General features: G+C 34.2%; 23 protein-coding genes. 19 read left to right on the plus strand and 4 right to left on the minus strand.

Features of this window, described 5'->3' with window-relative positions:
- Nucleotides 1-420: 420 nt before the first annotated feature.
- The 8 genes from AMQ68_RS13090 (at nt 421) to AMQ68_RS13125 (ending at nt 6,743) form a co-directional block, all read left to right on the plus strand.
- Complete coding sequence (locus AMQ68_RS13090) at nt 421-942, plus strand: hypothetical protein (protein WP_054511067.1); 522 nt, start codon at nt 421-423, stop codon at nt 940-942.
- 182 nt (nt 943-1,124) lie between these two features.
- Entirely contained in the window at nt 1,125-1,358 is a 234-nt protein-coding gene (locus AMQ68_RS13095; protein ID WP_054511068.1) for a hypothetical protein, read from the plus strand.
- A gap of 294 nt (nt 1,359-1,652) precedes the next feature.
- A complete protein-coding gene (locus tag AMQ68_RS13100; RefSeq protein ID WP_054511069.1) occupies nt 1,653-2,033 on the plus strand; it encodes a hypothetical protein in 381 nt (126 codons plus the stop codon).
- A gap of 234 nt (nt 2,034-2,267) precedes the next feature.
- Nucleotides 2,268-2,708, plus strand: a complete 441-nt coding sequence (locus tag AMQ68_RS13105) for an Hsp20/alpha crystallin family protein (protein ID WP_054511070.1) — start codon at nt 2,268-2,270, stop codon at nt 2,706-2,708.
- 765 nt (nt 2,709-3,473) lie between these two features.
- Entirely contained in the window at nt 3,474-3,989 is a 516-nt protein-coding gene (locus tag AMQ68_RS13110) for a hypothetical protein (RefSeq protein WP_054511071.1), read from the plus strand.
- Nucleotides 3,990-5,135, plus strand: coding sequence for a TlpA disulfide reductase family protein (locus AMQ68_RS24945; RefSeq protein ID WP_082384072.1), 1,146 nt, complete (start codon nt 3,990-3,992; stop codon nt 5,133-5,135). It begins immediately after the preceding gene.
- A gap of 198 nt (nt 5,136-5,333) precedes the next feature.
- Entirely contained in the window at nt 5,334-6,017 is a 684-nt protein-coding gene (locus AMQ68_RS13120) for an ankyrin repeat domain-containing protein (protein WP_054511073.1), read from the plus strand.
- Between the two features lie 177 nt (nt 6,018-6,194).
- Nucleotides 6,195-6,743 (plus strand): YcxB family protein, encoded by a 549-nt coding sequence (locus tag AMQ68_RS13125; protein WP_054511074.1) that lies wholly within the window; start codon nt 6,195-6,197, stop codon nt 6,741-6,743.
- 645 nt (nt 6,744-7,388) lie between these two features.
- Here AMQ68_RS13125 and AMQ68_RS13130 read toward each other — a convergent pair.
- Nucleotides 7,389-7,676, minus strand: a complete 288-nt coding sequence (locus AMQ68_RS13130; RefSeq protein ID WP_123905696.1) for a hypothetical protein — start codon at nt 7,674-7,676, stop codon at nt 7,389-7,391.
- 160 nt (nt 7,677-7,836) lie between these two features.
- Here AMQ68_RS13130 and AMQ68_RS13135 point away from each other — a divergent pair, with 160 nt between their 5' ends.
- The 11 genes from AMQ68_RS13135 to AMQ68_RS13180 all read left to right on the plus strand — a co-directional run bounded on the left by AMQ68_RS13135 (nt 7,837) and on the right by AMQ68_RS13180 (nt 20,394).
- Nucleotides 7,837-8,853: a hypothetical protein gene (locus tag AMQ68_RS13135; RefSeq protein WP_054511076.1), complete on the plus strand. Its 1,017-nt coding sequence runs from the start codon at nt 7,837-7,839 to the stop codon at nt 8,851-8,853.
- 103 nt (nt 8,854-8,956) lie between these two features.
- On the plus strand, nt 8,957-9,208 hold the full coding sequence (locus tag AMQ68_RS13140) for a hypothetical protein (protein ID WP_054511077.1): 252 nt from the start codon (nt 8,957-8,959) through the stop codon (nt 9,206-9,208).
- 306 nt (nt 9,209-9,514) lie between these two features.
- Nucleotides 9,515-9,979: a hypothetical protein gene (locus tag AMQ68_RS13145; protein WP_054511078.1), complete on the plus strand. Its 465-nt coding sequence runs from the start codon at nt 9,515-9,517 to the stop codon at nt 9,977-9,979.
- A gap of 17 nt (nt 9,980-9,996) precedes the next feature.
- Nucleotides 9,997-11,487 (plus strand): S8 family serine peptidase, encoded by a 1,491-nt coding sequence (locus AMQ68_RS13150; RefSeq protein ID WP_054511079.1) that lies wholly within the window; start codon nt 9,997-9,999, stop codon nt 11,485-11,487.
- Between the two features lie 1,385 nt (nt 11,488-12,872).
- On the plus strand, nt 12,873-13,652 hold the full coding sequence (locus AMQ68_RS13155; protein ID WP_054511080.1) for a hypothetical protein: 780 nt from the start codon (nt 12,873-12,875) through the stop codon (nt 13,650-13,652).
- 347 nt (nt 13,653-13,999) lie between these two features.
- Entirely contained in the window at nt 14,000-14,149 is a 150-nt protein-coding gene (locus AMQ68_RS25340; protein WP_160317990.1) for a hypothetical protein, read from the plus strand.
- 235 nt (nt 14,150-14,384) lie between these two features.
- Nucleotides 14,385-16,259: an ATP-binding protein gene (locus AMQ68_RS13160; RefSeq protein ID WP_144423942.1), complete on the plus strand. Its 1,875-nt coding sequence runs from the start codon at nt 14,385-14,387 to the stop codon at nt 16,257-16,259.
- Entirely contained in the window at nt 16,252-17,298 is a 1,047-nt protein-coding gene (locus AMQ68_RS13165) for a hypothetical protein (RefSeq protein ID WP_054511082.1), read from the plus strand. The genes AMQ68_RS13160 and AMQ68_RS13165 overlap by 8 nt, the downstream gene beginning before the upstream one ends.
- A gap of 2 nt (nt 17,299-17,300) precedes the next feature.
- Nucleotides 17,301-18,041: a hypothetical protein gene (locus AMQ68_RS13170; protein WP_054511083.1), complete on the plus strand. Its 741-nt coding sequence runs from the start codon at nt 17,301-17,303 to the stop codon at nt 18,039-18,041.
- Between the two features lie 173 nt (nt 18,042-18,214).
- Complete coding sequence (locus AMQ68_RS13175; RefSeq protein ID WP_054511084.1) at nt 18,215-19,351, plus strand: hypothetical protein; 1,137 nt, start codon at nt 18,215-18,217, stop codon at nt 19,349-19,351.
- Entirely contained in the window at nt 19,348-20,394 is a 1,047-nt protein-coding gene (locus tag AMQ68_RS13180; RefSeq protein WP_054511085.1) for a hypothetical protein, read from the plus strand. The genes AMQ68_RS13175 and AMQ68_RS13180 overlap by 4 nt, the downstream gene beginning before the upstream one ends.
- A 314-nt stretch (nt 20,395-20,708) precedes the next feature.
- On the opposite strand, the gene AMQ68_RS13185 is transcribed toward AMQ68_RS13180, so the two are convergent.
- From AMQ68_RS13185 to AMQ68_RS13195, 3 genes are all read right to left on the minus strand, one after another.
- Complete coding sequence (locus AMQ68_RS13185) at nt 20,709-23,834, minus strand: DEAD/DEAH box helicase (protein ID WP_054511086.1); 3,126 nt, start codon at nt 23,832-23,834, stop codon at nt 20,709-20,711.
- Nucleotides 23,835-23,836: 2 nt separating this feature from the next.
- Nucleotides 23,837-24,670: a hypothetical protein gene (locus AMQ68_RS13190; RefSeq protein ID WP_054511087.1), complete on the minus strand. Its 834-nt coding sequence runs from the start codon at nt 24,668-24,670 to the stop codon at nt 23,837-23,839.
- A 396-nt stretch (nt 24,671-25,066) separates the two neighbouring features.
- Nucleotides 25,067-26,029, minus strand: a complete 963-nt coding sequence (locus AMQ68_RS13195) for a hypothetical protein (RefSeq protein WP_054511088.1) — start codon at nt 26,027-26,029, stop codon at nt 25,067-25,069.
- Nucleotides 26,030-26,692 lie beyond the last annotated feature (663 nt).

Genomic DNA, 26,692 nt, shown 5'->3' on the forward strand with positions numbered 1-26,692 from the left:
TGCCGTTCCGCCTTCCAAATAATTTTTTCAAAAGAAAAAACGGAAAAAAAGAAAGCAGACAACTACTGCGGTCAACAGCGAAAAACCAGAAGGAAACGGAATAATTGGAGGGGACCCATTTATGGGGAGGAAACCGTTTATGCCGTAGTCTTTTGGTGGGCATAAGGGTAGGCTGACCGCATTACCTTGGCTGCCTTTTTGTCCGTTTCGTTTGAAAATATATCATCGCTAATTTTTAGCTAATCACTAATATCAAAGGATGTTAAGCGGCGTGAAACTCTGTAAAATATATAAGGAGATATCCCAAGCTAACTGGAACTATTAAGAAAGCTAAAAGATCACTGAGCTTCTTTGGAGTCATGTATTTTTACCAGAAGAAATATTTTTTATTCCGTATATTTCAGCGTTAGCTACACTATTATGACCAGCATTATATCTAAAGAAAATAGAGTTAAGGAATTATTGAATTTCGGAATACCAGAAGTATTTTTGGGAAATATTGGAAATATTCCCGAATTAAAATATCGAATTGAAGATGTAGAGGGCGCATACTTTTATTTGCCAACCGTACTGAATTATAAAATACTAAATGGAAAACGGATTGTTCCTATTTTCGATTGTGGAGAAAGTTTTACTGTTCTTATCATTGACAACGAAGTCGAAAAAATAATAAATTTTGAACTTGAAAATGACCATGTCTATACAGATTATGGAAGCAACGTGAACTTGATGTTAATGGATATAATGACTGAGTATTTTGACGACCATATTGATGATGAAATTGATCTGGAAAAATATATTTCTGTAGGTTCAAGAATTGGCTTTAACAAATCAGAAGATTTATTTCACTTAAGAAATTTGCCAATAGACGACTATAACTCAAAATCAGAAGATATGGACAATTGGAGATTAGAAATCGCAAAAGAATTAAATATACTGTAGCTAACAAGATTTTCGATCCAGGGGGAAAGTGCAAAGTTGAACAGCTGGACTTCTATAGAATTTTGTCCAAGACTGAATACTTTGCTTCGATTGCTCTACCATCACAAAACTCAAAAGGGCTAGCGGTCAGGCTAAAAACCTGCTGTATTATACAAATAAGTTAAAGACCAAAATATCAATAAATGCAAAATTCAGAAAAAGAAAACAGCGAAAGGACCTTAAGAAAAACCATTGTTCGAGCTTTTGCTTATTTATTCTGTGTATTCCTCATTTGGCTTGGATTTTATACATTGACAAGTTCTCCGACGACTCCGAAAGATAAATTGCGTGGAATTGGAGAAATTGTGGCTGCCTGTGTTTACTTGTTTGTAGACATCAGGATTTTAATCACAAAAAATAAACGTTCGAACCGATAACAGCTGTTTCAAAACTATCTAAAGGCAAGGACAAATAGATCAGGCTTAAAAACAAATAATTAAAAGTTCAGATGGTGACATCGGGTCAATGCTTTGCGGTTTTCCCACATTTGCAAAAAGTGGGGTTTCGCACTCCGAAGACAATTTTTTCATAGCCGAAAGTTTAGTTGTCCGCATCAATACCTGTGGGTGTTATCCCGGGCATTTAATCCCATCAGCTTAAACTCTTTAAGGGCATTAAATAAATACATAAAAAGTCTCAAAAAACAAATATATTTAGGTTAAATTCTAGCCATGACAATACTCGAAGGACAGGTCTACTGGGGCTACAATTATGCCTTAAATGATAAAAGCAGTTTTATGAAGGGTGTAATGGGGTTATTTTCTTTTACTCCACCGTTACACCAATATTCTGGGCGTGCTATTTTAACAAAAAGTGAATTACTCTTTTTAGTGGACTGTGAACTCAGCCTGCCCTTATACCGGATTGAGGAGGTTTATATGGGGTTTGATGAAATCTTTCCTGCCTCGAGCGTTAAAAATTTAGGTTTGTTTTGGCAACCGTTACGGGTCAAATTTAACGGTGATCAGACGATCTACATCGTATTCGATTACAATGGGATTTATACCAATAATCAAATTTGGTTTACAACATTAAAAGAAATGTTGCAGTAAAATACACCTTTTCGTGGACATTGGGCCAGTCATGTGAATTTACTGATGTCAACTCATTTATGATTTTTTGACAGTTAAAACTGAAAATTTTGCAGCTAACCTGTAAAAATTTCTGCGGTTATAGTATTAAATCCTTTTGGCATTCCAGTTGTAATATTAAATGCGAACGTAAGTTCAAAGAGTTTAATTAATTATAAGTTTTAATCATTAAATCAAATTAAGGAGGAAAAACCCATGACATTGGTTAAATTTAATCCAGACAACAAGAGAAATTCATTAATGCCAGGCTTTAATGATGTTTTTGATTCCATTTTTAATGACACTTTCTTTGCGGACCTCATGGTTACACGCGTGCCAGCTGCTAATATCAGTGAAAGTGCAGATCATTATCACATTGAATTAGCTGCTCCGGGACTTAAAAAGGAAGATTTCAAGCTCACCCTTGAAAGGAATGTTTTGAGTATTTCTGTAGAGCAACGTACAGAAGACAAACAAGAAGGAAGGAATTATTCTAAACGTGAATATAGCTATAGTTCTTTTGTTCGTTCCTTTACCTTACCTGAAAGTGCCGATGAAAATAGCATTCAGGCAGCTTATAATGATGGTGTTTTAGCGATCAATATTCCAAAAAGAGAAGAGGCAAAAACAATAAGCCGTCAAATTGAAATTAAATAATTTTTCGAAATTTAACTTCAAGAGCTACCATACGGTAGCTCTTTTTTTTGATGTATTATTGTGGAAACTTCATCCGAAATTCCATAAATATGAAAACCTTTGATGGTAACGCGACTTCATATTCACAAAATCACTATTACGTAAATCCAGTCAACTTATTGACCAATGATCTTTAAGCGGACAAGTCGATAATTTTAATAACCAAACGAAAAAAAAATATCTCACTGATGTGATATTTTTTCTATATTAGCTATTCAATGATCTAGAAGTAAGTGGATTAAAGAGAGCTGATGAAAACCGGATAATAAAAGAGTTTTATTGTCCACTAACCAAAATATACATCTTATGAAAAACATCACGTTAAAAAAAATGGCCAAATCGTTAAACAGGGTAGACCTTAGCAAAATTAGCGGTGGTAAGCAGGCGCAAACTGTTTGTCAGCGCTGGCTGGAAGCTGATTATGTAACATGCTTTAATTGTTGTCTTACAGCCTTCGTGGATGAAATTGAACACTGTGACAATATTTGCTAGTAACGGCAAATAATCAATTGATCAAACTTTACCATTGCTTAGGCAATGGTAAAGTCGTTTTAAATGGAAGATTTTACAGTAAAAGATGAAGATATTACTTAGATTATTTTTTTTGTGCCTGCCGTTTACATTGAACGCGCAGTCCATTCATTATAAAATAGAAGGCGTTGTTAAAGAAGGGGGGATGCCAAATATGCCTATCTGGCAACTCCTCTTGATGGTAAACTGTTTAAAATGGTTCCCATCGTAAATAACACTTTTACCTTTTCAGGCACCGATAGTATTGGAAGGTTATATGTCCCCACTTGCCTGTTTATTGACAGCAGAGATAACATCACTAAAGAAGAGCTAAAGTCCAAAATAACCCAGATGGTGTGGTATATGGGGCGTAGCAGGCTCAAAAGAATTTTACTGGAGGATGTTAAGTTCAGCATTGAGAATAAAGAAATCATGAATACGGCAAAAATTATTGAGGGTGGAAGGCTGACCAGGGAATGGGATGAAAAAAATGAATGTGTCAGCAAAGGAGACCGTAGTCTCATTGACTTTGTTCAAAAACATCCTGATTCGCCGGTGAGTTTAATTGCCGTTTTGGAAATTGCTAAATTCTGGAAGCTTCCCATTAAAGAGAAAATAACCAACAAATGGGGGACACCGAATGAGTTATTTGTTTTACTTTCTAAGGACTCGCAGAACAGCAGCATGGGTTTATCAATAAAACAGCTGATAGCGGAAGGAGATAAGTTATAAATGAAAAGACTGTGCATATTTACTTTCTTAGCCTGTTTGGTCCAGGTATGCGCTGCACAACGTCAGTCCGGTAACAATCTATTTCTACGGGCGAACTTGTCTAATACCAGTCAATCGCTCACCAAAGTTACTGTAGGGAGAATGAGTTTGGGCAGGGTCACTAAAATAACCGATACATGTTTGGTAACAGGGAATAATTTCAGTTATCAAGCTCATTTGAGCGAGCCCGAATATTTAATTTTGAATTTTTATTGGCAGAACGGAAAATCAACCAGGACGGCATTCTGGGCTGAGGCTTTAACATACAATTTTAACATAGGTGAGAACCTGAGGGCTACTGTTGCCGAACCTGAACATGGGGTTGCCAGACAATTAAAAAAGCTTGAGGAAAGTATTGTTTTGAGTAAAAAAAAACTGGACAGCCTAATAAAAAATGTTAGTTACGAAAATCAAAAGATAGAAGATGTAGAAAAGAGGATAGCTTTTTTGCGGGATTCATCAGAGTTGGCGGATGATAATAACATCTACTACCAAACTATCCTAAATTCTTTAAATTCTCCATTAGGACTTTATGCGCTGATTAAGTACGCTGACCGCCCATATGAAAACCAACGTTTAAAAGCAGAGCCTGAAAGGATAGAAAAATTGTTAAAACAGTTGTCACCCGAAATAAGGCAGTTGCCCTCTGCAAAGCTGCTGCAAAATAAGCTTGCGACCAGTAAAAAGATGTCGATCGGCCAACTGATGCCTGCCGTTTCCCTGCCGGATACCGCAGGAAAAATTCACAGTATAAATGACTTCAAGGGCAAATATATATTGGTCGATTTTTGGGCGAGCTGGTGTATTCCCTGCAGGGAAGAGAGCCCCTATTTATTGAGTGCTTTTAAAAAATATAAAGCTTCCGGATTTCAGATCATAAGCATAACTATTGATGAGCCTTCGTTAAAAAAAGCCTGGGAAAATGCAATTCAAAAAGATCAGATGTATCAATGGACACAATTAAGTGATTTTGAGCGCTTGGCGCAAAATACTTTTGATATTAAATTTATACCGGCTAATTATCTGATCGACCGCAAGGGGAGAATCATAGCAAGAGATTTGCGTGGTGAGAAATTAATGCAGTTTTTGGAAGGCTTAGCATGGTAGTGGAGTAGATTAGGTTATTTTCAGTACCTTTTAATGTAAAAAGGCTGTTGTGACAGTCGAAAAGTTTGACGCAGAATTTTTTTATTTGCTCGATAGCAAAACAATAAAGCTGGGCTGACGAGGCGTGATTTCCACTAGAACGCCAAAACGCGAAACGTTATCTACAAGCATTTCCAAGTATAATCCACAGACCGAACGATGAAAAAATTATTTAGCGCAATAAGGAAAAAAGAAATTAATGAAGTTTCTTCAATTCTTGACAATAAACCAGAATCAGTAAATTGTATAGCAAAAGGAATATCTAAACGCGATGATGGAGAAATTCCTTTACAGACTGCAATTAAAACTGAAAACTTTGACATAGCTAAACTATTAATTGAACGTGGAGCTAATGTAAAATTTATGGAAACACAGATTGAAGATGAAGAATGGAGAAAACCGGTTTTACATTATGCAATTGAAGCAGTTATAGCCAATTCAAGAGATGTAATTTACACTCCTAAATATAGCCCACAAAATAATTCTGGATTTGTAGGGTTATTCAAAAAAGACCAATGGACGGTAAAAAGTGAACCGACAAAAAAATATCAGGAAGCATTTGAAATTTTGAAATTGCTCATAGAGAAAGGTGCTGAAATTCATTCAACTAACATGACTAATAATTACCAAATCAGTGCTGTCGAATTTATATGTAATAGAATTGAAAATTATCAATTTGATCATAAAAGACCACTTGTTAAAGAGACACTAGATGATCTAAATCCGATATTTAAACTATTCAAAATAACGAAAAGTACCGACTTCGATATACTTATTTCTAGCGCAAAAGGAAATACTGTTTATAAGCGTTATAAAAATATAATTGACCAATTTTTTAGGTGAAAATATGCCTGCAAATAACACAGGATTTGCTAATTTTTGGGGGAGAGACGACTTAAGTTTAGTTTTTCAACTTATCTTTAGTGCAAGGTTAAGCTAACTTTATGTGATTGAACTAACAACGTAGAGCACAGAACCCTTATGCGATACCTTAACAACCACTAGATAACTAACTAGAAAATGAACGAAATCATTCTAACTTTAACTGAGAAAAATATTCTAGATAGTTTACTATATTCTGCATCCAAATCGGATCCGTTAAAAAAATCACGAAAAACTGGTAGGATTCTTTTTGGAGCAATTTTTCTATTATTGACTTTGATATTTTTGTTTCTAAATAAATTTATTGCAGGTGTAACTTTTGTAGTTGCATCAATTACTTTTTTTTTGTTTCCACAATATTTAAGAATTTATTATAGAAAATATTTTACTAAACTATCTAAATCTGAAGAAAATAAAAAACTTATTGGTCTTGAATATAGAGTGACATTTAAAGACAACTATCTTGAAACCAAAAACACTTATGGAGAATCGAAATTTTTTTATAGCAATTTTGAGTATATATCGGAGACCAAAGAAAATTTTTTTATAAAACTTAAAACTCAAATTATTATAATGTTTCCCAAATCCCAAATTGAAAATATAAATGAACTAAAGAGCTATTTTCAAGAGGTTTGTTCCAGAGATCAAATTGAATATATTAACGATGAAAATTGGGTTTGGAAGTAGTCTAAAAAGCAACGATAAATGATCAGATTAGATTTCCCCTAGAGCACGTCTGATGGTAAAATTACTTACGCAATTATCCAGCAAAAGAGGAATAGCCTATATTTTATTTATGTTAAAGACACACTGATTGGTAGTATGCAAAAGTGGATGGGAATTGGGCGCAAATAAGCGGTGAAGAGCTTTTAGGAGAAATCGTCCAGAATATGGGCATGTTTATTCAGGAACGAGCAAATATTGCGGAACTACCTGGTGAGATCAAAGCACTTTGGCCAAGGGAAGTGGTTGCTGCAGAAATGATATCAGAATAAGTCTATCTGATCATCATCGGTGATGAAATTGATATCGCAAAATTTGAAATTGAATTTCGCGATCAGATTACCAACTGGGTTGACCAGTAATGGCAGGTTAAATTTCAGGTTACTAAAAGAATCAGCGAAGACAGTTTTGAGGTAGATGTAAATTAGCTCACGCACGATGTGCTGTTAAACAAAAAAAACCTTGTCTATAAACCGTCTTGAAGCGGTATCTTCCGATTTTTTCCATCGGAAATTTAGCGTAAAGGCGGACTGCTGGAAGCGAGGTGCAGTAACATTCCTTTCCCAATTTTGAAATTTTTAGGTTTGCCTGGATATGGGAATATGAAATCTAAAACATTTTGGGGGTAACAAAATAAGCGGCAACAAGCGCTACTATTCCGGTTAGAAACAGTTTAAGGTACATATTTCGGTCAGGGGGTGTTTTGCTGATAAGACAAGCGACGAGCATCCAGAGCATCCACACGGCAATCCACGCAAAAAGCACCAGACCGTATATAAGGCCAGACAAATCATATGCGCCGCCACCGGTTTGTCCGCCAGATTGACTATCAAGCACTACCAAAGTCAAGATGATAAAGGGAACAACAAGAAAAGCTAATCTTAAAATTAATTTCATACTGGTTTTGCTCATAGACATAAGTATTCTTGGTTACAGATCTAGTGAATATTTGATCGTTTAAATTTATAAAAAAACTAAATGCCAAGCTTAACTTTAACAAATATTTGAAAATCAGGAAGGTATAATTATTGCATGTTTAACACAAAAACCTTTAACTATGAATATTCTTCAAAACGCAATTGTAGTTTTCGCCCTTACCTTTTCAGTATCAAGTTGCGCTGATTCCAATAAAAAAATCAAAGCGGAAATAGATGAAGTGAATCCTAAACTTACGAGCTCAAACTATGTAAGCACCATTCTGAGTTCGGTAAAACATTCTTCCAATGAACCCTTTTATTATCTGTTTGTAAGCCATGAAGCTTGTTATTTCGAGATCCTGGTGAATGGTTTACCCGTATATCATAATTTCGACCTGGGACAAGTTGTAACGCCTATTGATATTTATTCTGCAATCAATAAAACAGGTAAGCAGACCATTACCTATAAATTATACCCTCAAACGGAAAGCCAGGAAGGAGAAGGTGTTAAAACATTGGTGGATTTTACCAATATAAAAATAGAAGTCTTTCAACGCAACAAGGCGAATACATGGAAAAATGCCTTTGCAAACGAGAAACCAGTAATGTCGCATACCAGTTTAACTGAAGCTGACGGCCGAACCTTTGTAGGGAAGGGAAAAGATTACTACGAATACAGTTTTACTTTTGATGCCGCCGTGCCTTATGAAAATAAGGGGTGGGAAAATAGTACTGACCTGAGTAAAATGGATCAGAAAGAACTACTGGCTAAAACAGAAAATGCCTACAAGCAGGTTTGGGAGATGCAAAATCAAGAAAAAATTGATGATTTTTTTGCACTCCTGCATAATAAAGAAAAAGAAAATGCACAATGTGAGTACAGCACTAAAAATGATTTAGAAGAATCATTGGAAAACTATAAAATACCCCCGTTAGCAAAAGGCTACAAGATGCAGCCACTGGAGAATTATAAAATGGTTTTGTATGGAGGAGGGCGATTGGTTCGCTTAGAGCAAACTTCTGTTGATAAAAGGTTAAGGAGTGAATCGGCACTATGGGCAAAATACAAAGATGAGGATGGAAATGTGATCGCAAATTTTATCAGCCTGTATCTTCATATTCCAAAAGGGAAAACAAATTTCGAAATTATAAGATAAGCGTAATATTAAACCCTCTAATTTCCAAATTGTCGGGTTTCATTTTGAAAATATTTTCCTACTCCTGCAACCCCCACTTTCACCCAGTTCAATATCATATTGCATGCTTTCACCCACATCTGCAAAGCATTTCATCGAGAAAATACATCCGAATATCTTAAAAAATACGTTCTTAAGAGCTCAGAACCCATCGAATAAACCAGACAACATATTGGACACAATTTTAATACTTGAAACTTTTTTCTGGCCTGAACTTAAAAAATTAAAGGGAATTACTCATAGTGAAAATTCTGATCCTTCAGTAAGCGCGTACAGATTTGCTGAAGTAACCACATATAAAAACGATGGATGGTGAATCATCTGATGAAATCAAGCTATCCATCAGATTTTACATATTTTCATGAATAATTACATTATGAAATTTTTTGTCAAGAAGAAAAACTTTAACATAATGAATTTGTGTCCCCAAACATAAATCCTTATTTTTAATCATGTATTGGTGAATTTTACATGTATCGAACCATTAAAATAATTTTAGGCTGTAAATAAGATCTGAAGATTTACGGCTCTCCGTCAATATTAAGCTTTGGAGCTTGTAGCGTTTCCTTAGTTAGAATCGTTTTAGATATAAAAATATTACTTAATTAAAACTTTTTTAGCTATGAAATTAAATTTTTTCCTGACACTTAGTATTTGTCTATTTTTCTTTGGCTGTGATAACAAAAAGATTCAAAATCCAAATTGTTTAGCTGTTATAAATACATTGGATTTAAAATTCAATATTGTTGATAGAGAATCAAAAAAAGATTTATTCTTTACAGAAGGTGCCGCATATCAGATTAGTGATTTAAAAATTTATAAGACTTCGGATATAAAACATGAGCAATCTTTAAAAATTGAAGTAGAGGGGGAGCCTGGTAGGAAAAACTTTTCGATTAAGCTCGATGGTGATTTGATCACTAAAGAAGGTTCCTTGGATCTTTTGATTGGAAATGCGATCAAACATAGGCTCAACTACACTGTCTTAACAGAAAAAAAACCATGCCCAGAGTATAAATTTGACCAAATAAAGTTTGACCAAACTGTTGTTACATCCAATACGGGCATATATATGTTAACTAATTAATTTAAAACTAAATACTTATGAAAAATCTAAACGCTCTCTTTAGCTCAGGTAATGAACGTTTTTATTACTTTCGCAGCGAAAAAATTTATTTAAAAAGACTTAGAAACAAAATTTTTTTAACTTTTAATAAGCCTATCATAAATGCTGATTTACCAGAAATACTTCGAAACTTAATCCGGCAGGATAATATTCTTAATCTGGACAAGACACTTTCGGTGACCGACTCCAATAGCCATACGAAACATCTTTTTGTAGATCTAAACACAGAAGGTATGAAGTCGTTCATTGAAGATACTTTAGATTTTAAAACAGATCTAATTGCTTCCATCAGCGAGGTTTTCGAAGATAACGAAGGTAAAAACCTTTTAGCATTGACAGACCAATTATATTTGAAACTGAAAGAAAATTTGGATGAATCAGCTTTGGAATTATTACTGGCTCAAAGCGGTGTTATAAACCGAGATAGGATCCAAGACAAACTTTATCACCTTACCATTAAAATTAATAATGAAATTGATGCTCTGGATTTGTCTAATAAATTGTCAGAGTTTGATGGCGTTGAATATTCTAATCCAGATTTCTTTAGATCTGTTGTACACAATTACGTTCCAAGTGATCCTTTATATCCAAACCAATGGTATATACCCCAAATTAATGCAGATTGGGCGTGGGGTTCATATACGGGAAACAGTGCAAATATTGGGATAATGGACATAGGTATAGATTTGTCACATCCCGATTTAGCAAGTCAGGTCTATGCTAGCTTTGATCAAACAGGTCAGCCACTGGGAGCAGATAAACACGGTACATTATGTGCTGGCGCAGCACTGGCCATTGGAAATACACTTGGTGGAATAGGGGTGGCTTTTCGCGCCAAATTATGTCAGTTGCGAATTGGCTACAATCCTACGACCGATCCAGATAATACTAGTTTTTACTCGTTGGATTCTTGGGTTGTAAATGCCTTCAATTTTGCAAGATTAAATTTTGTAAATGTAGTAAGTTGTTCTTTTGGCCTAGGATCCCCAACAGGCGCAATAGAAAGCGCAATAAATAGTTATATTACGTCAACTGCTGCTCCCGGTTTAACGACAGGAGGGGTTGTTGTAGCAGCAACGGGGAATAGCAATGTAGAGTCTATTAATTATCCTGCTTCAAGTAATTTAGTGTTTGCAATAGGCGCCTCCGGTTTATCAAAAGAAAGAGCTTCATTCTCTAATTATGGTGACAAATTATTATGTGTTGTGCCTGGTATAAATGTCACTGCAACAGTTCCTGGAGGATCTTATACATCTTATTTTACGGGAACATCTGCCGCTGCCCCCATTGCTGCAGGAATTGTTGCTATGATCGTGGAGAGTGATTTTACATTAACAAGGGATCAAATTTTTAATAAATTTGTGACCGGGTGTGATTTCATTGAATCTATACATGGCACTCCAACAGGATTTGGACCGAGAAATAAATTTGTTGGGTATGGCATTGTTAATTTAAAAAATATATTCTGAATTATATTGCTGTTAAGTGGGGCACCAGCAGATAAATGTCTGTTTCCAGCGCATAGATTTTAAAACAATTAGCTTGATAAGCATCAAGATCTTTGCTGAAAAAGTCTGATTTCAATGCAATTTGAAACATCATCAGGCGGGATTAACGGATGATGTTTTTTGTTCACATAATAATAAATCTTAGGATATTCGAAAAGATGTTAAGGGCAAGTCTTGAATATCTTTCACTTTCATACACTGTCGAATTCAATTATCTTTATCGCCTTGGATCTTTACAAAAAAAGCTACGAGAACTTTAATCAAACCTTAGTAGAGTATAATTCAATCTATAATGGTGGTTTTTCCACAAGGGGAGGAACGTGATTCTCAACGAAATTATTGAGTTGGGTAAGCTAGGAAATAATCTAGAAGCATTAGAGGAGAAAAAAAATGATATGCTCCTGTACAAAGAAAGGCTAGCTGTAAGGAAATTTTTAGTCAAAAAAAGATAGTTTCAAGTTTCGATCTTAGAAATGAAGAAGGCAATCATAAGGCCATACCTGTACGCCAGGTAGAATAAAAAGCATTTCCAATATGCCCATATGTGATAATGTCTATCAAGGTTAAGTTGACTTCCCTAATGGCTTGAAAATGGATATTAACAAGAATCTTTCTCCTTGTTGAGATATGACTGGGAATTCTGAAATCAGGTGATGAGAGTCGCTTGTTGGAGTGGTTACTATCTGCATTTATGCCAAAATGATGGAACTGTTACTAGACACAGCTCCTCATTTATTATAAAATGTTAGTTTATTGTCTATTCCAGTAAACCAGTTGATTGCTAACTAAATGTTTTTTGTGAAATGGGGTCATTGCTTTGTGTTTTTTCCGCTGTGTTACGGAAATCCGTAAAAAACATCTTTAATATTTACCTAACTTTCTGTAGTCTTATATAAGACCATAAATTAAAATTTTAGATTATTATGGAAGCAATCAAACCTGGGCCGAAGCCTAAAACTGAAGAGGGTAACGACGATAAAAGAAGAAGAGTTCTCCCCGAGACCAAACCAAAACATCCTGATCTGAAACCTCACATTCACAAACCAAAGGAGTAGGTTACAAATGTGGGCTTTTTTGCCCCTGCTTTTCAAAAATGGGAAGTCCGCCACGATTTAGATATTGGAATAATGGATAGTAGGTGTTTTCAGTGATATATTAACTCATGACGGTGTACTATGGCTAGAAAATTCGCTTACAATATATATATCATCTATAATTCCTGAATTTATAATCACTTCTCTAGAGATGCAGTTTATTTTTTTTATTGAGAATTAAGTTAATAGGTTGCGTAAACTGAATATAAGTTTGCTTTTTAAAATTATCTAATTAAACAAACAAGGGGGTACATGAATTATAGAATTAACAAAGAAAGAATTAATAGATTGGTTGGCAAACTAAACGAATCTTATAAGCCTACAGAGGAGAAGCCACTCGTTAAGATTGCTGAATTAACATTGATTTTACCCGCGCTGGGACTTTTTTATTTATGGCAATTTTTTAGCCAGTACGGAATTCATTATTTCATCTATTTTGACCTAAAGGATGCAATTGCAGTTCTGTATGAAAACCTGATGCCGATAATATATATTAGTGTTATTTTGTCTCTAACCATTACCATTCTTATACCTGACATGCTAAGCAAGAAATCTAGTGAGAATGTTGGAGAGGAGAGTTCCGCTGAAACTATTGCAGGGCATAGAAAAGGGCTTTCGAAACTTGCCGTTATAATAATTGTTATTATTGTCCTTATTGGATTCTATGTTTTGCTGCAGACTTACCAGTTTCAGAAACTACTTACTTTCATATTTTTGACTTTTGTTGCTCTATCCTGTTATTTATATCTGTTCGTACATAAGAACCTTGGATTTGGTGTGGCTATTTTACTGGGTTTCATGTACATGATCACGGCAGCAAAAAAGGATGCTAAACATAATACCATTTTAAAACCTAGATTTAATATTGTTCTTAAAAATCACGCAGATACTCCAATACTTACGGAAGACGATAAATGTCGATATTTCATCTATAAAACTTCAAATTATTATTTTATTAAGGATGATTGTAAGAAATTAATTTATGCATATTCAGTGTCTACAGGTGAGGTGACTAGTTTTACTGCAAAATAAAATTTTTTCTTTGTAGGAAAGGGGTAACGATTTCACAGCATATCATATATAATCCACTTCTCCATAAAAACAACTTCAGGAGTTTAAGCGAACTATCATAGTGGGATAAGCTGTAAACTATTTAATTCAGGTTAATCTCTGCGTAGTATCATGTTTACATGATGGGAATTTTGATAGTTTGAAAGAAAAATGCTGGCTTGACAATAAAATTATTAATATGCTGAGTCCTTTAATAATGGGGATTTATAAGGCTAGTGGTTTTTTTACTTTATTTTTCAGCTTAGATAGCTAATTAACGGTTGAGGAGATTATTTATTAAAGTAGTACATTGAAAAAAAAAACGCTTTATGACTACAGCCCATACGGCAGAATACCCTGCCATTCTATTCACTCTTCTCTTCGGTATTACGATGTACCAATTGATGACGGATAGGTTCCGAATTAATGTTGATCTTACATTCAGGGTCTCAAAAAGATGGTTTGGAAAAAAGACATGATTCAACTCGATCACGATCTCTGGATAAGATTACAAATTGGTGCTGATTCAATAAGTTTTATTGAAGTCAATGTTGATATGACTTTTGCATCAAAACGAATAAAGACATTTGTATAAAATTAAATAAAGCTGGTCAAAAGTGCTTTCTTATAAAAAAGATATACTAGAAGTACGTTCTTAGGCAAGTCGAAATTATTAAATCTATTTTAATATTAACCTCACAAACTAATCAACCAATGCAAATTCATTATCTGTGGATCAATAACTCTTACTATTTAAAGGATGCCGGCATCAACCTATCATCTAGGTTCATCTTTGAAATGGAACTATTAAATTCTAGCCAGGCAAACCAAACCAGAACATTAATAATTTACGAAAACCCGGATTATATTCCTGATTTTTTTGAAAAAAAAAATATAAAAAATGTAACCGCTATTATTGGGAAAAATGGAGCTGGAAAATCCAGTATCTTAAAGTATATAAGACATCATTTGCCAGATGGTATTAGTGCAAATTTCCATGAAGATGTAATTGCTTATGAGATGGAAGAAGAAAATGAAATTTTATTTTATCTGCTGATTCCGGATCACCTTGGGTTAGCGATAAATGATAAGACTGAATTATTCACGATTCAACGCTTTGGCGATATACCGATAGAATCATTACGCTTCTCAGGTATCCCGTCTGCCGACTATATACATTATTCCTATTTTTTGGAATATAATGAAGATATGAATAACTATAGTGGGTTAATAAATATTTCCACAACTGCATATCTTGAGGCTGCAAGAACCCGAATTATTGAAGAAAATTTGGGTAACAAAAATGTCCAATCTCAATTATTAGCAAAAACCAGCGATCTGCAAAATTTATATCTTGACGAAGTTGCAAGGGCGATACAGTTTTTGGGAGCAGAAGATTCCCGGCGTCTTCCTTTTGAAAGACCTACTGAACTGACAGTGGAAATTAATTTGGATGACAGCATTTATTTTGAGGACAATAAAAAGCATCTGGAAATAAATGATCTTTTGGAGGAACTATATAGAAGAAATATATCAAAAAGGAAAGAAGATCGTTTAATTAATAACTTACTCTTAGCGATTTTCATCAATTTTCAGATTGATGAAAAAAAGTACTCAATAAATAATCCATCGAAATATCAGATTCCTCTAAATGAAACTGAATCGGCATTCGAATATATAACGCGGTTTTTTGAAGAAATGAAAGGATATCAAGTTCGTATCGAAAATGACGAAGTTAGGATTACAAGATACGATTTACTCAGTAGCATTATTCCGGAATTTATTGAATTTATGGAAGATCTGATTAAGCGGAAGATCATAAAAGTAACTTTAGGTGAAGGCACTCAATTTAATTTACCACTAACAGAGGAGACAGAAGAAATCTTTCAGCGTCTTAGGGATTATTATTTAAAGGTGAAGGGTGTCAGTACCTTTTTTAATTTCCGATGGCGTTCACTTAGTACAGGGGAGCAGTCCTATCTGTCCTTTATGTCTCGTTTTTATCATATCAAGCATCATGAACATCATAAACTACAGAAAAATTTGGTAATTATGATTGATGAGGGAGATGCTTGCTACCATCCGGAATGGCAGAGGCAATTTTTCAACCTAACACTCAATTACTTGAGCGCGTTATTTAGCGAGCATACTATTCAGTTAATTTTCACAGCAAATACCCCATTTTTGTCATCTGATCTTCCCAAATCGAATGTTTTATTTCTTGAAAAAACAGGAAAGAGAACTTCTTTATATCATTCAAAAGAAAATAACAGAATTCAAACTTTTGCGGCTAATATTCATACCCTATATTCTAATTCGTTTTACATGGATGGCATTTTAATAGGAGCATTTGCGAAAAACAAACTAGATAAGATTATTAAATACCTTAACGATAAAAAGGTTACAAGCCGTAATGAGGATTATCTCAAAACCATTCGATTAATTGGAGAGCCAGTGCTCAGGAGAAAATTACTGGATATGTGGGCCGAAAAGTTTGGATTAAATGAAGAGCGGTTAAGATTACAGGAGCGTCTTGATGAAATTGATAAACTGATCAAAGAAAACAATAAAGGAACTCAAAATGATTAAAAGCCCTTATAACCTTGTAGAATTAGATGCAAAGGCGCTACTATACTATAAGGATATCACAGCTGTATTTGGTTTGAGAGCTAAATTAGCAGCAACTCCTAATGATGAGCTGAAGCCGGTAATGAATTATCTTCATGCCAATTTGCGTGAAATCTTATTAGGTAAACCGGACAGATTGGAATTTCATGCAGCTCTATTAGAGCCTATGATTGATGGAGCAAAAGCACAATATCGCGCACATAATCCTGTAATTACACTCGCTGGCGTTCAACTTACACCCGCTAAGATGACTGTATATATTAATAACTGGGCGAAAGATTCGATAAAGGCGATTTTTAATTATGATACAGATAAAACGACCTCTTTTACCCGAAGAGATAATGGGGCTGTAGCCTATAGACATGCAAAACGTTTAGCTATTAGTGCATGCCCTTATTGTAATGCACAGTTTACATTTACTATTAGAAACAAACGTATTAAGACGCGTCCTGAGTTTGACCATTTTCTTAATAAAGGAAGATATCCTTATCTAGCTCTATCATTTTACAATCTGATTCCCTCATGTTCACTATGTAATTCCGGTGGATTGAAGGGGCAGAAGCCATTTTCAATAACTACACATCTTCATCCTTTTATTGATAATATCGAAGGTTTGTATGAGTTCAGGACGAATATCGGTGCAGTGGATTTTCTTGTAAACGGTGATGATTTCTCCTTGACGTTGCAACCTTGTTTAGGGGTTAGTAGGACAGCAAGATCGAGGGCAGAAAAAAGTATTAGTGTTTTTGCTATTGAAGATCGATATAGCTTTCATAAAGATTATGCCGGGGAAATTCTGACTAAAGCTTACGTCTATAATAATTCAACGATTGAAGCGCTGTTTACCTCATTTGATATCGGTGGGCACAACCTGTTTGCTTCACCGGCTGAAATAAAGGAGTTAATCATGGGCAATTTTTTACATCCTGACCGTTTTCACAAAAGAATTTTATCTAAACTAACTAAAGATATAGCCGAAGAGTTTGGTTTAACGATTTAACTATGGATAGAAAAAATATTGACGCACAAAAGCTCGGTTTAAAGACAGATGAGTTCGTAAAGGCTCTGGAAGAGGTTACAGATATAATTTGGAAAAGTGAGAAATACCAAAAGGTGACAGATAGGTTTTATTATACCACATTTATGAAGGTTCGAATGCTTTTAGATGGTATCTTTCTTCAGGTTTATAATTTGGACAATAAGCCACACTATAGTATAGGTGTGGCGCTCCAAATGAGAACCGCCATGCTTGATCTTTTGGGATTGTATTATGTCGTAGATGAAATAGACGATGAAGCTGCGCAGCTAACGCGTGTATATACAATAATGGCAGATCATGTAAAGTACACATGGAATGACTTTACTAAGGATCAAAAAAATCAGGTTAGACAGGATTGGCCGGATTTATTTGATGTAGATGGCCACCTTAAAAAATTTCCTAATGTTGGAACTAAAATATTTATGGCTGGAATCGTTAAACAAGTTCATACTTTAAAAGAAGCCGAAGTCATAAAACCAATTTATGATTTTTTTTCAAAACTGGAACACAATGGGGCATTTACTTTTGATCTGATCCATGATGCTTATTCTCCCCAAGGAAATGAAAAATTAAAGGGTTTAATCAAAAAAGCAATTGTCAACTGTGCTATTGCTTTAAAATTTCTTAGTAATCACTGGCTATTAAATAATGCTCCTATTATGTTAAAAATAGAAAGGATCATTGCCGATATTGATACTGCGTAAATTGGCGAAGTGGAACTAAACTTTATTAATCCTAAAGGGTTGGTCGTAAATTTGTTCCTGATATGTTAATCAATATTTATTAAATAGCGTAGAAAGTAAAGGCAAGTGTATTAAAAATTAGATAGAAAAGATTTTTATAATTTAGCATAAACTAACTATATAGATATTTAATCATGCAAAAACAAATTCCCAAACCTGCTAACTGGCAAGATTTTGAGTCGCTATGTAAGCTCCTCTGGGGAGAAATATGGAGTTATCCAGAAATAAAAAAGAATGGAAGAACCGGGCAGCCTCAATGTGGCGTTGATGTATATGGTAGATCCGATGGCGCTTTGATAGGTATCCAATGTAAGGGAAAAGATGACGCGATAGGAGCCATACTTTCGAAAACCGAGATTGATACGGAAATAGCCAAAGCGAAAAATTTCAAGCCGCAATTAAAAAAATTATATTTTGCTACAACGGCAAATAAAGATGTCAGGATAGAAGAATACATTCGTATCAAGGATGATGAAAACCAGTCAGCAAATTCATTTGAAATACATCTTTTCGACTGGGAAGATATAGCCGATCTGCTACGGATGAATAAAAGGTGCTATGAATGGCACATGAATCAGCAAAACTACCAGGTGAATTTTGATATTAATATTGGTTTTGAAGATGGGCAACATCAAATGGATATCGATATTAAAAGGGAGAAATACATCCACTATCTTAGCCACAAGCCAATACCACAGCCTAAATTACCAGCTTATTTTAAAACTCCTTCTGCACTGGGCTTTTTAAACAGTTCGACTTATAAAAGTCTTATGAGATCTGTGGATTTTATGCAGTCGCTGAACGAGAATAGAATTAACAGGTCTTATATAAATTTTTGTCTGAGAATAGAAAATAGTGGCGAAGTCCCGATATCCAACTATAAAATTGAGATAGCATTTGGAGGCGGTATTGAAGAACTCAAATTCGATAAGGTCTACGAAAAGACGATGATGGATTTTAATGGTAGAAATTTCACCATAAACCGGCCAGGAAATTTTACCTGGCAAATTGTGGCAAGGGCAAATGTACTTGTACCTCTAGATAAAGAGATTTACAGAAGCTTTTCGATAAGGCCTTCTGAAGAACAAGGAACACTGATCATGAATTATAAGTTATTATCCTCTGAATATACAAAAGAAGGAAAGCTGGAAATAAATTATAAAACAGTAAACATTGTAGAACGAAAATATTATATCATTCCTGCCGAAGAAAAAGAGCGACAGGAAATATCTTATAAGGATTATTTCGAAACGGAAAACGAAGATCGATGAATGGTAATATGCATGTAATAAACGCAGGAGCATTTATGAAGACAATTAATGATGTAAACTGCAGTGATCTTAAAATCGGCTTTTTGGATAGTGAGCATTTTGAACTGAGGTTTACGAATGTGCAACCGCCTGCCGAATATTCAGAACCTGAAAATTTTCCGGATTGTTGCACGTTTCATAAAAACATTCTCATCAAGATGGAATCATATTTTCAGCGATTCCCTTTGTGTTGTACAACTCATAGCAAACTTCCCTCACAGAAATGGTTCGATAAGGCTAATTATTCAAATATTCCCAATAAAACCCTTCATACGATACGTAGTTCGGAGTGTCAGGTCTTCTCAAAAATTGAAGCCGCTGACTGGTATGAGGATATAACAGAATACTTTGAATATTGCGTTTACAGCTTTGGTCAATTTCCTTCAGGATATGGTATTGCATTAGGCTTAGATTGTTACTTAAACGACCTGTCATGGTTCCTTGAAGATCACATAGAGCGTAATACTTTGCCAGTTGAGAAGCTAAGGAGACTTGTTGATTATCTTACCAAATATAGGGATAAAGCTAACTTAGCTGAAAAGTCTGATGTGAACATCCTTATAGGACTCTACAACAAATGGCTCAAAACATTTCCTTTTGAAATTTCCTATTTTACCCATCTGAAGGATTTGTTTGCAAACAATATTCCGCTATTAACAGGGCAGGTTTCAAACAACCGATATTTAGGAACCAGTTCAAGTAAAATTATTTCTTACAATGATTTACTTAAGTTCCTCACTGATATGACGAGTACTATTTTAACTTCATTTAATGCTTTGAAACTTGCTGACGAAGGCAAATTGGATAATATTGAAGTGAAAACTATCGAAGTTGCAAATGCTAAACGTCGGTTGGAACTACTGGAATTGAACGAAAAAATTAAAGGAGGAAGAAAACAGTACATTAAATTGATTAAAAAATGGTTAAAAGGCGAGACGGAGTACCTTCAGATCATTGGACCAATATTAAAAAAGTCTATTCAAAACAGCATCTTCAATAACTAGGAATAATTTAGAGTATGTATAATACGCCTAACTGTGGGAGCTACTTCTACGGTGCTTCTAGTTATTTTTTTCTGGATATCGTTTTAACTTCTTTCCATTCCTCGTCAAAATTATGTTGTGCTCTGTAGTTGCAAAAATTGCTGTTTTTGACCATGCAATTTTGAATTGAATTGATCATGACTTCTAAAATTAATAGGTGTAGGAAAAATCCAACCTACATAAAAAAAAATAGATGTCAATTTAAACTAAAATTATATGATCACGCAAAATTGAAATTTAGCGATCAAGGCTACTAAATTTTGCAATCCTAAAACTTATTTCACTAATATATTAGATAGTTTTTTCCAATCTTCACCAGTGAGGTGAGAACCAGGTGGTACGACAGAATTCCACTCGCTACTGCTTAATTCGTTGATTTTCAAGCGTATTTGGGTTAAACTCAATGTTTCATTTTCGGGAATTATTTTAGAAATAGATTTAGCTAGTCGTCTAGGTATTCCTGCCATTCGCATTAAAAGGGCTCGTTCCGTGTCAACACCATAATAAACCATCGAAGGAATATATGAATTATCTTTTAGATCGTCGTTATCACTAGTTACAATACCTTCTAGCGCTCCCAGACCCCAAGATGCTTTAAATCGTGTACTATTAATATACTTCACAAAACTATTAATTCTTTCAGAATCATTAGAATTGTTAGCGAATGTTGGATGATAAGAAGAAACCTCGAACAATTGATCTCCTTTAACCCAACTAATAAGCACATTTGCGACTGCCTCTTCATTAAAAGAATTACTGTGAGAATCCGTCCCCAAACCAGTCTCTTTTAATTTTGCAATTACTTTTATCTTTTCTTTTAGATATTCAGTATTAAAATTAAAAAGATTATCAGGATTCCAGCTTTCTGCTGAGGATATTGACGGATTGTTACGGTTCTCCTGCTTCATAATTTCTAACACAGAAGGTACTGAGAAACCTGTTTTATCAGCAAACCCTAATGTTCCGGGGTTAAATTTCTCTTGCAACTCAAGATAAATCATCTTGCAGATTTTAATGAATTTTTGTTTATCTGAAACATCAAGTTGATAATAACCCAAGCTATCTTTAAATAAATCACTTATCTCTAATACGCTTTCATTGCCAGACTGATTAAGCACATGAATTAAATATTGGACCAGAGGCTCTAAAGAATCTGAGTATTTATAAGCAAGTTTAAAAATCTGACTATCTGAAGATTCTAATGTCTCTAAAATATTATCTGCGTTAATAATTAGTTCCAAAAGCATACTGGCGATTCCCTTCGAACTTTCACGAATTAAAGATTTTGCACTTTCCGCATTGGAAGGGGAGTCAAACGGAAATATTAATTTACCATAATTATCTACAAGAGTTCTACCTGCTCTACCTGCTATATTCCAAAAATCGCTTGATGATAGTTTAACGGGTCCTTTTCTATAAGAATCAAAATAAACAGCCGAAACAGGAAAATTAACCCCTTCGGCGAGGGTGCTGGTAGCAAAAATGTGCTCGATTTCCTTTTCACGAATTAAATATTCAATTAGTAGTTTAGTTTCATCTGACAGTCCTGCATGGTGAAGTGCAATTTTCTTTTTTAAAACCTTAGTTAGAATCGTCTCCTGACCAACTTCGTCTATAATAAATTTTCTTACTAGTTCAATTTTCTCTGAAACTGGAGATTCAGGTAATGCATTATAAAGATATTCTGATCTGTTATCGACCATGCCGGATCCTTGACATAAATACAAAATGGATTTATTTGCAGCTCCATATCTTTTAGCAGTAAATTCAATGTACTTTTCTTTATTTTTCCCTGTAGGTACAAAATCTAATTCAATATCTTCTAATTCCCGCTCACTATCAATTAGAGAATAGGCAGAAGGTAAAAGTGTTTGTGCAAATTTCTTAAAATTGCTTTTTTGTTTAATTCCAATTAATAGCTTTTCGGCCGGTTTCCAATTTATTCTTATGGGTGTTTTAATTTTATTGCCCCCCATCCAATCGGCAATTGTTGATGCGGAATCCTTTAAAAAAGGCGAAAGAAACATAAATTTAGAATTTGGTCGTTCACGTTTTAAAATTGCTAATAATAATTCTAATCGCGTACCTCGACTACCATTCTGTATCATGTGCGCCTCGTCTATAACAAAAAGTGCAACGTCGTTTACAGATTCATGATTTCTTCTAATCAAGAGATCAAGTTTCTCAGGTGTAGATACTAAAATGTCTATTCTTTCTTGGAGTAATGCCTCTTCAGAGGGGTCAACCTCTATAGCTCCCGAAGTTTTTTCAATTGAAAAATTTAGACCTTCAAAATCAGATTTCAGATCATAGTAAACTTGATTTACTAGCGCTCTGGTTGGAACAACATATACTATTTTCGATTCATTATTTAAAGCCTTAGTAACAATAATATTAAATTCCGCTAGAAGAGTTTTTCCCGCACTTGTAGGCATTTCCACTACAGTAACACTTGCCGCAATATCCAATAAACTCATATTAATAGCGTCCCTCTGAGATGGTAATAAATCGATAATTGCTTTTTCTGATTGGCTTTTTGCGATGCAAAAATCTTTTAATTTTTTTATCTGAATAGCATTTGTTGAGTACCAAATCGAATTATTTTGAAGTAAAATTAAATTGTACTCCATAATGCCAACAATGCTTTGTAGCTTGGGATGATTGCTAAAAAGTTTTCTTGCTACTTCTGAATGTATTCTTATCTCACTTTCTAGCTTTCCCTTGTAGCTATAGCCTTCGGTAAGATAATCTGCCGTTTCTGTAATAGTTTTTGAAATGTGATACCATCCTAAGAGTACTTCTGCTGATTCTACCTGCTCTGGATAATTATGTATTTGTTTCAGATAATCAGATTCAAATTGTGATTGAGATATTTTTAATTCAGCTATCAGTTGTAGTGATTCTCGAATATCAGCATATCCATTATCCTTTCTTACAAGCAAGATGAAAGCTTCTATAATTTTATTTGAAACAATCTCTTGCCAATTGCCTAATACGCTATAATCTTTTGTTATGTATTCTTTGAGATCTAATCTAACTCGTATTGTTTTATCAGCCTTGAGTCCTAGGGAGGCTAAATAAAAATAATAAAGGCTATATGTGTCTAAGTTTTTCTGTCCAAAAAACTCTTCAAATAAATTATTGAAGTATTCAATTCTGATATCATAGGATTTTAAAATTGAATAAGCCATATCATATAGAGAGTTATCTATATCTTCTTCTTTAGTAGAGAGTAATTTATTTAATAATAAATATTCAATTTTAAGAATTTTGCGGTTAAATTCATCATTATTATCAGGAATAGAATATCCCAACTCACCTTCCAAAAAAGCAAATTTACGGTCCTGTACATAGGATCGTATTTCATCATCATGTAAAACGTACTGTAAAATGTCTTTCATTTTTAAGCTTTACAAAGTTCTTGTACTTTTTCGTAAAAAAGATCTATTGTTTCGGAGATTTCTTTGTCAAAGTTGAGAACGCAAAATGTTATGTTGTGTGGATCAAAATCAGTTTGTTGAGTGTAAAATTTGCCATAATCATCATTAATTTTAACACAAGAGACATCGCGTATAAGAGCACATCCAAAGACTAAATCGAAGTCGCTTTGCTTATCAAATTCAAGTAGAAGTAGGACTAAACCTATTTTTTCCGCCGCTTCGTCAGTTAAGTTTCTGGTGTAATCTGATAAACGGTTGATTAAAAGGTCACGGTCATTTTTAAATTTTGTTTGAGTATTGAATATTGAATCGTTGTTATAATCTACTACCGATGGTGGATTTTTCTTTTGTTGAGAGACTTTACCTTCGCCGATCATTAAACGAAGTCTGTCATTATCAATGCGATATCCGATTGCATCAAGTCCTCTTCCTGGTTGTCCAGCTAGTTCACGGTTAGTAATATTCTTGTGCGGTATGATAAAACGTTCATTTTTTGGTAATTTATCTTCAAAATAGTAAGTTAGTAATAACTCACCTAGGTCACTTCTGTAGATGTCAGTAATAACATGTTTGTGAGTGTTGCCAGCCTCTCTTACTAAATCTTCCGCAACAGAATTTCTTTTAATAATATGTTGAAGCTGAGTACTATCGAATCCATGTTTTTGAAAGAGTAAACTTTCATCTATTTTACCATACTCAAATCTGGTTTCAGATCTTTGCTTTATATACATCTCAGAAAATTTGATGATAAATTTATCAGTGACGGAGATATCTTCTTTAACGAATTTATGAGGCATTAATTATGATGTTAGTTATACTATTAACTCGATGGAGTGAGATAATAAATATTTAGTGGTTACTAATTACTCTTTAGTAACCAAAGATATTAAAAAATAATGAGGTAAATACTCGGATAGTTACAAATATTAATAGGTTAAAAATTAATGTTTATTATCCATCTAACAACGAAAAGTTTTTATGTTTTTAGCTTATCGGATTTTACAAATTAATCTCTTAACATTTTTTACTACTTATTATGCAGAGAGGCGTAGCGCTTAATAATTCCTTGGGTCTACACTTAATAATATGCGGCTGGCCCGAATAGGATGAACGTTCGCCTAAAAAATAAAACCTATTTCGATTTTACAAATTGCGTCGAAAGATATGATGCAAGGCAACGTGTTATTAAAAAATTAATCATCGGCCTTCTCCATGGAATGTCTATGATAGGAGCAAAGATCACCTTCATAAGCTTCTTCTAAATCTAGTTGATTATGACAAATACCGCATCGCTTGTCCGCTTGTTGATAACCGCAATTAAGACAGGCCATTTCTGCAAAAATATAAGTAGATTTTCCACATTCAGGACAATCTGCATAAGGATCATCGCCTCCGTCCATCCAAGCAATATGAGCTTCTGCTGCCAGTTCCTCGTTTATACATTCCTCGATCACATCTTCAATATCAAATTCATTAAAGCACTTTTTGCAAAATAATGTTAAGGTTTCCCCAGGATCATATTTTTTGTGGATTATCGCATGGATAAGATCTGATTGGCATGAAGGACAACGGATATTGGATACAGCTTCTCTAAGGGTTTGAAACTTCCAATCAACTCCTAACAACGATTTAATACTTTCGTCCTTTTCACTTTCATAAATTTCATCGGTTTCTAAAAAGATATTCCATGCTTCTGGACCAAATAATTCAGACGGTTCCTCATTGAGATAAGTGACGCAAAAATCACGGATAATTTTAAAGGATTTTGAAACTACCTCATTAACTATGTACGGTGGTTTTTCTGTATAATAATGCTCAATATTATTTCTAAGGTTACTAATCTCATCAAAAGCATTCCAATTGATAATGATTCCAAAATTTTTGAATCGTTCCCTTATTTGTTGTACATCAACTGTTTTATGCCCTCTACCTTGAAAAAATAACTGGCCGTGCTCATCCAACGATGGAACAATTGTTTGTTGAATTAATATATTATCATTTGCAGGTGGAGATAAGCGTCTCAATTTTTCTTTGAATAAAAGGAGAGTTCCCGCAAATATATTCCTAAGTGCTGATTGGGCACGGCGAGGGTCTTCACTGGTAAAGTCTTCTAGACCAATTTGAATAGCTTCAACAGCATTCTTAAGTATTTTCATTGTATAAGCATTTAGATTTCTTGAAAGTTAGTAATTCTATAAATATTACTACTATAATCATTTCTTGTTAAATTGGTGTATTTGTGGTTATGAACTAAAACGTCCTTTTGGAAGTAGTCGGGTAATAGTCGAGATATGGAATTGTTAAAATTTACTTGCTAATCGGTGAGATAAACATTACATAAGTATTAGGTGAAAATTTAATTTGACTTTGTCTTTAAATAAGAATTTGCTTATATTTGTACCTGAAAACTAAAACGTTCTTTAAGTTAATTTGTAAAATAGGTAATTATATTTTTAATATTTTGCTCGTGGCAATATAATGGCACTCAAAATTATTTAAAATATAACATGCAGAATATTAGCGATTTAATGGTTGGGGTTCGAGTCCCGTCCATTCCGCAGTAGCTCAGAAGAGAACTGAAAATTGATTTTTTGAAAATGCACAAAAAGAATGTGGCAATATCGTGGCAAATTTCATTCTTAAAGTAAAAAAATCATTATCAATCGTATATTAAAGGGGTAGGTGAGAAACCCTCTCTCTCCGCAAGTTGAGAAACTAAAAAATAAAAAAAGCCTTTAAATATTACTATTTAAAGGCTTTTTTGTGCTTATTAAATATCAATTGTAGCCACCAGATTTTGAAGCTGATCCATTTTTAGG

The sequence above is a fragment of the Chryseobacterium sp. ERMR1:04 genome, from assembly GCF_001297705.1.
Lineage (GTDB): Bacteria > Bacteroidota > Bacteroidia > Flavobacteriales > Weeksellaceae > Chryseobacterium.

Bases quoted from the DNA above. Each gene is read 5' to 3' on its own strand.
- AMQ68_RS13090 (WP_054511067.1), top strand. From the start codon at position 421: ATGACCAGCATTATATCTAAAGAAAATAGAGTTAAGGAATTATTGAAT.
- AMQ68_RS13095 (WP_054511068.1), top strand. From the start codon at position 1,125: ATGCAAAATTCAGAAAAAGAAAACAGCGAAAGGACCTTAAGAAAAACC.
- AMQ68_RS13100 (WP_054511069.1), top strand. From the start codon at position 1,653: ATGACAATACTCGAAGGACAGGTCTACTGGGGCTACAATTATGCCTTA.
- AMQ68_RS13105 (WP_054511070.1), top strand. From the start codon at position 2,268: ATGACATTGGTTAAATTTAATCCAGACAACAAGAGAAATTCATTAATG.
- AMQ68_RS13110 (WP_054511071.1), top strand. From the start codon at position 3,474: ATGGTTCCCATCGTAAATAACACTTTTACCTTTTCAGGCACCGATAGT.
- AMQ68_RS24945 (WP_082384072.1), top strand. From the start codon at position 3,990: ATGAAAAGACTGTGCATATTTACTTTCTTAGCCTGTTTGGTCCAGGTA.
- AMQ68_RS13120 (WP_054511073.1), top strand. From the start codon at position 5,334: ATGAAAAAATTATTTAGCGCAATAAGGAAAAAAGAAATTAATGAAGTT.
- AMQ68_RS13125 (WP_054511074.1), top strand. From the start codon at position 6,195: ATGAACGAAATCATTCTAACTTTAACTGAGAAAAATATTCTAGATAGT.
- AMQ68_RS13130 (WP_123905696.1), bottom strand. From the start codon at position 7,676: ATGAAATTAATTTTAAGATTAGCTTTTCTTGTTGTTCCCTTTATCATC.
- AMQ68_RS13135 (WP_054511076.1), top strand. From the start codon at position 7,837: ATGAATATTCTTCAAAACGCAATTGTAGTTTTCGCCCTTACCTTTTCA.
- AMQ68_RS13140 (WP_054511077.1), top strand. From the start codon at position 8,957: ATGCTTTCACCCACATCTGCAAAGCATTTCATCGAGAAAATACATCCG.
- AMQ68_RS13145 (WP_054511078.1), top strand. From the start codon at position 9,515: ATGAAATTAAATTTTTTCCTGACACTTAGTATTTGTCTATTTTTCTTT.
- AMQ68_RS13150 (WP_054511079.1), top strand. From the start codon at position 9,997: ATGAAAAATCTAAACGCTCTCTTTAGCTCAGGTAATGAACGTTTTTAT.
- AMQ68_RS13155 (WP_054511080.1), top strand. From the start codon at position 12,873: ATGAATTATAGAATTAACAAAGAAAGAATTAATAGATTGGTTGGCAAA.
- AMQ68_RS25340 (WP_160317990.1), top strand. From the start codon at position 14,000: ATGACTACAGCCCATACGGCAGAATACCCTGCCATTCTATTCACTCTT.
- AMQ68_RS13160 (WP_144423942.1), top strand. From the start codon at position 14,385: ATGCAAATTCATTATCTGTGGATCAATAACTCTTACTATTTAAAGGAT.
- AMQ68_RS13165 (WP_054511082.1), top strand. From the start codon at position 16,252: ATGATTAAAAGCCCTTATAACCTTGTAGAATTAGATGCAAAGGCGCTA.
- AMQ68_RS13170 (WP_054511083.1), top strand. From the start codon at position 17,301: ATGGATAGAAAAAATATTGACGCACAAAAGCTCGGTTTAAAGACAGAT.
- AMQ68_RS13175 (WP_054511084.1), top strand. From the start codon at position 18,215: ATGCAAAAACAAATTCCCAAACCTGCTAACTGGCAAGATTTTGAGTCG.
- AMQ68_RS13180 (WP_054511085.1), top strand. From the start codon at position 19,348: ATGAATGGTAATATGCATGTAATAAACGCAGGAGCATTTATGAAGACA.
- AMQ68_RS13185 (WP_054511086.1), bottom strand. From the start codon at position 23,834: ATGAAAGACATTTTACAGTACGTTTTACATGATGATGAAATACGATCC.
- AMQ68_RS13190 (WP_054511087.1), bottom strand. From the start codon at position 24,670: ATGCCTCATAAATTCGTTAAAGAAGATATCTCCGTCACTGATAAATTT.
- AMQ68_RS13195 (WP_054511088.1), bottom strand. From the start codon at position 26,029: ATGAAAATACTTAAGAATGCTGTTGAAGCTATTCAAATTGGTCTAGAA.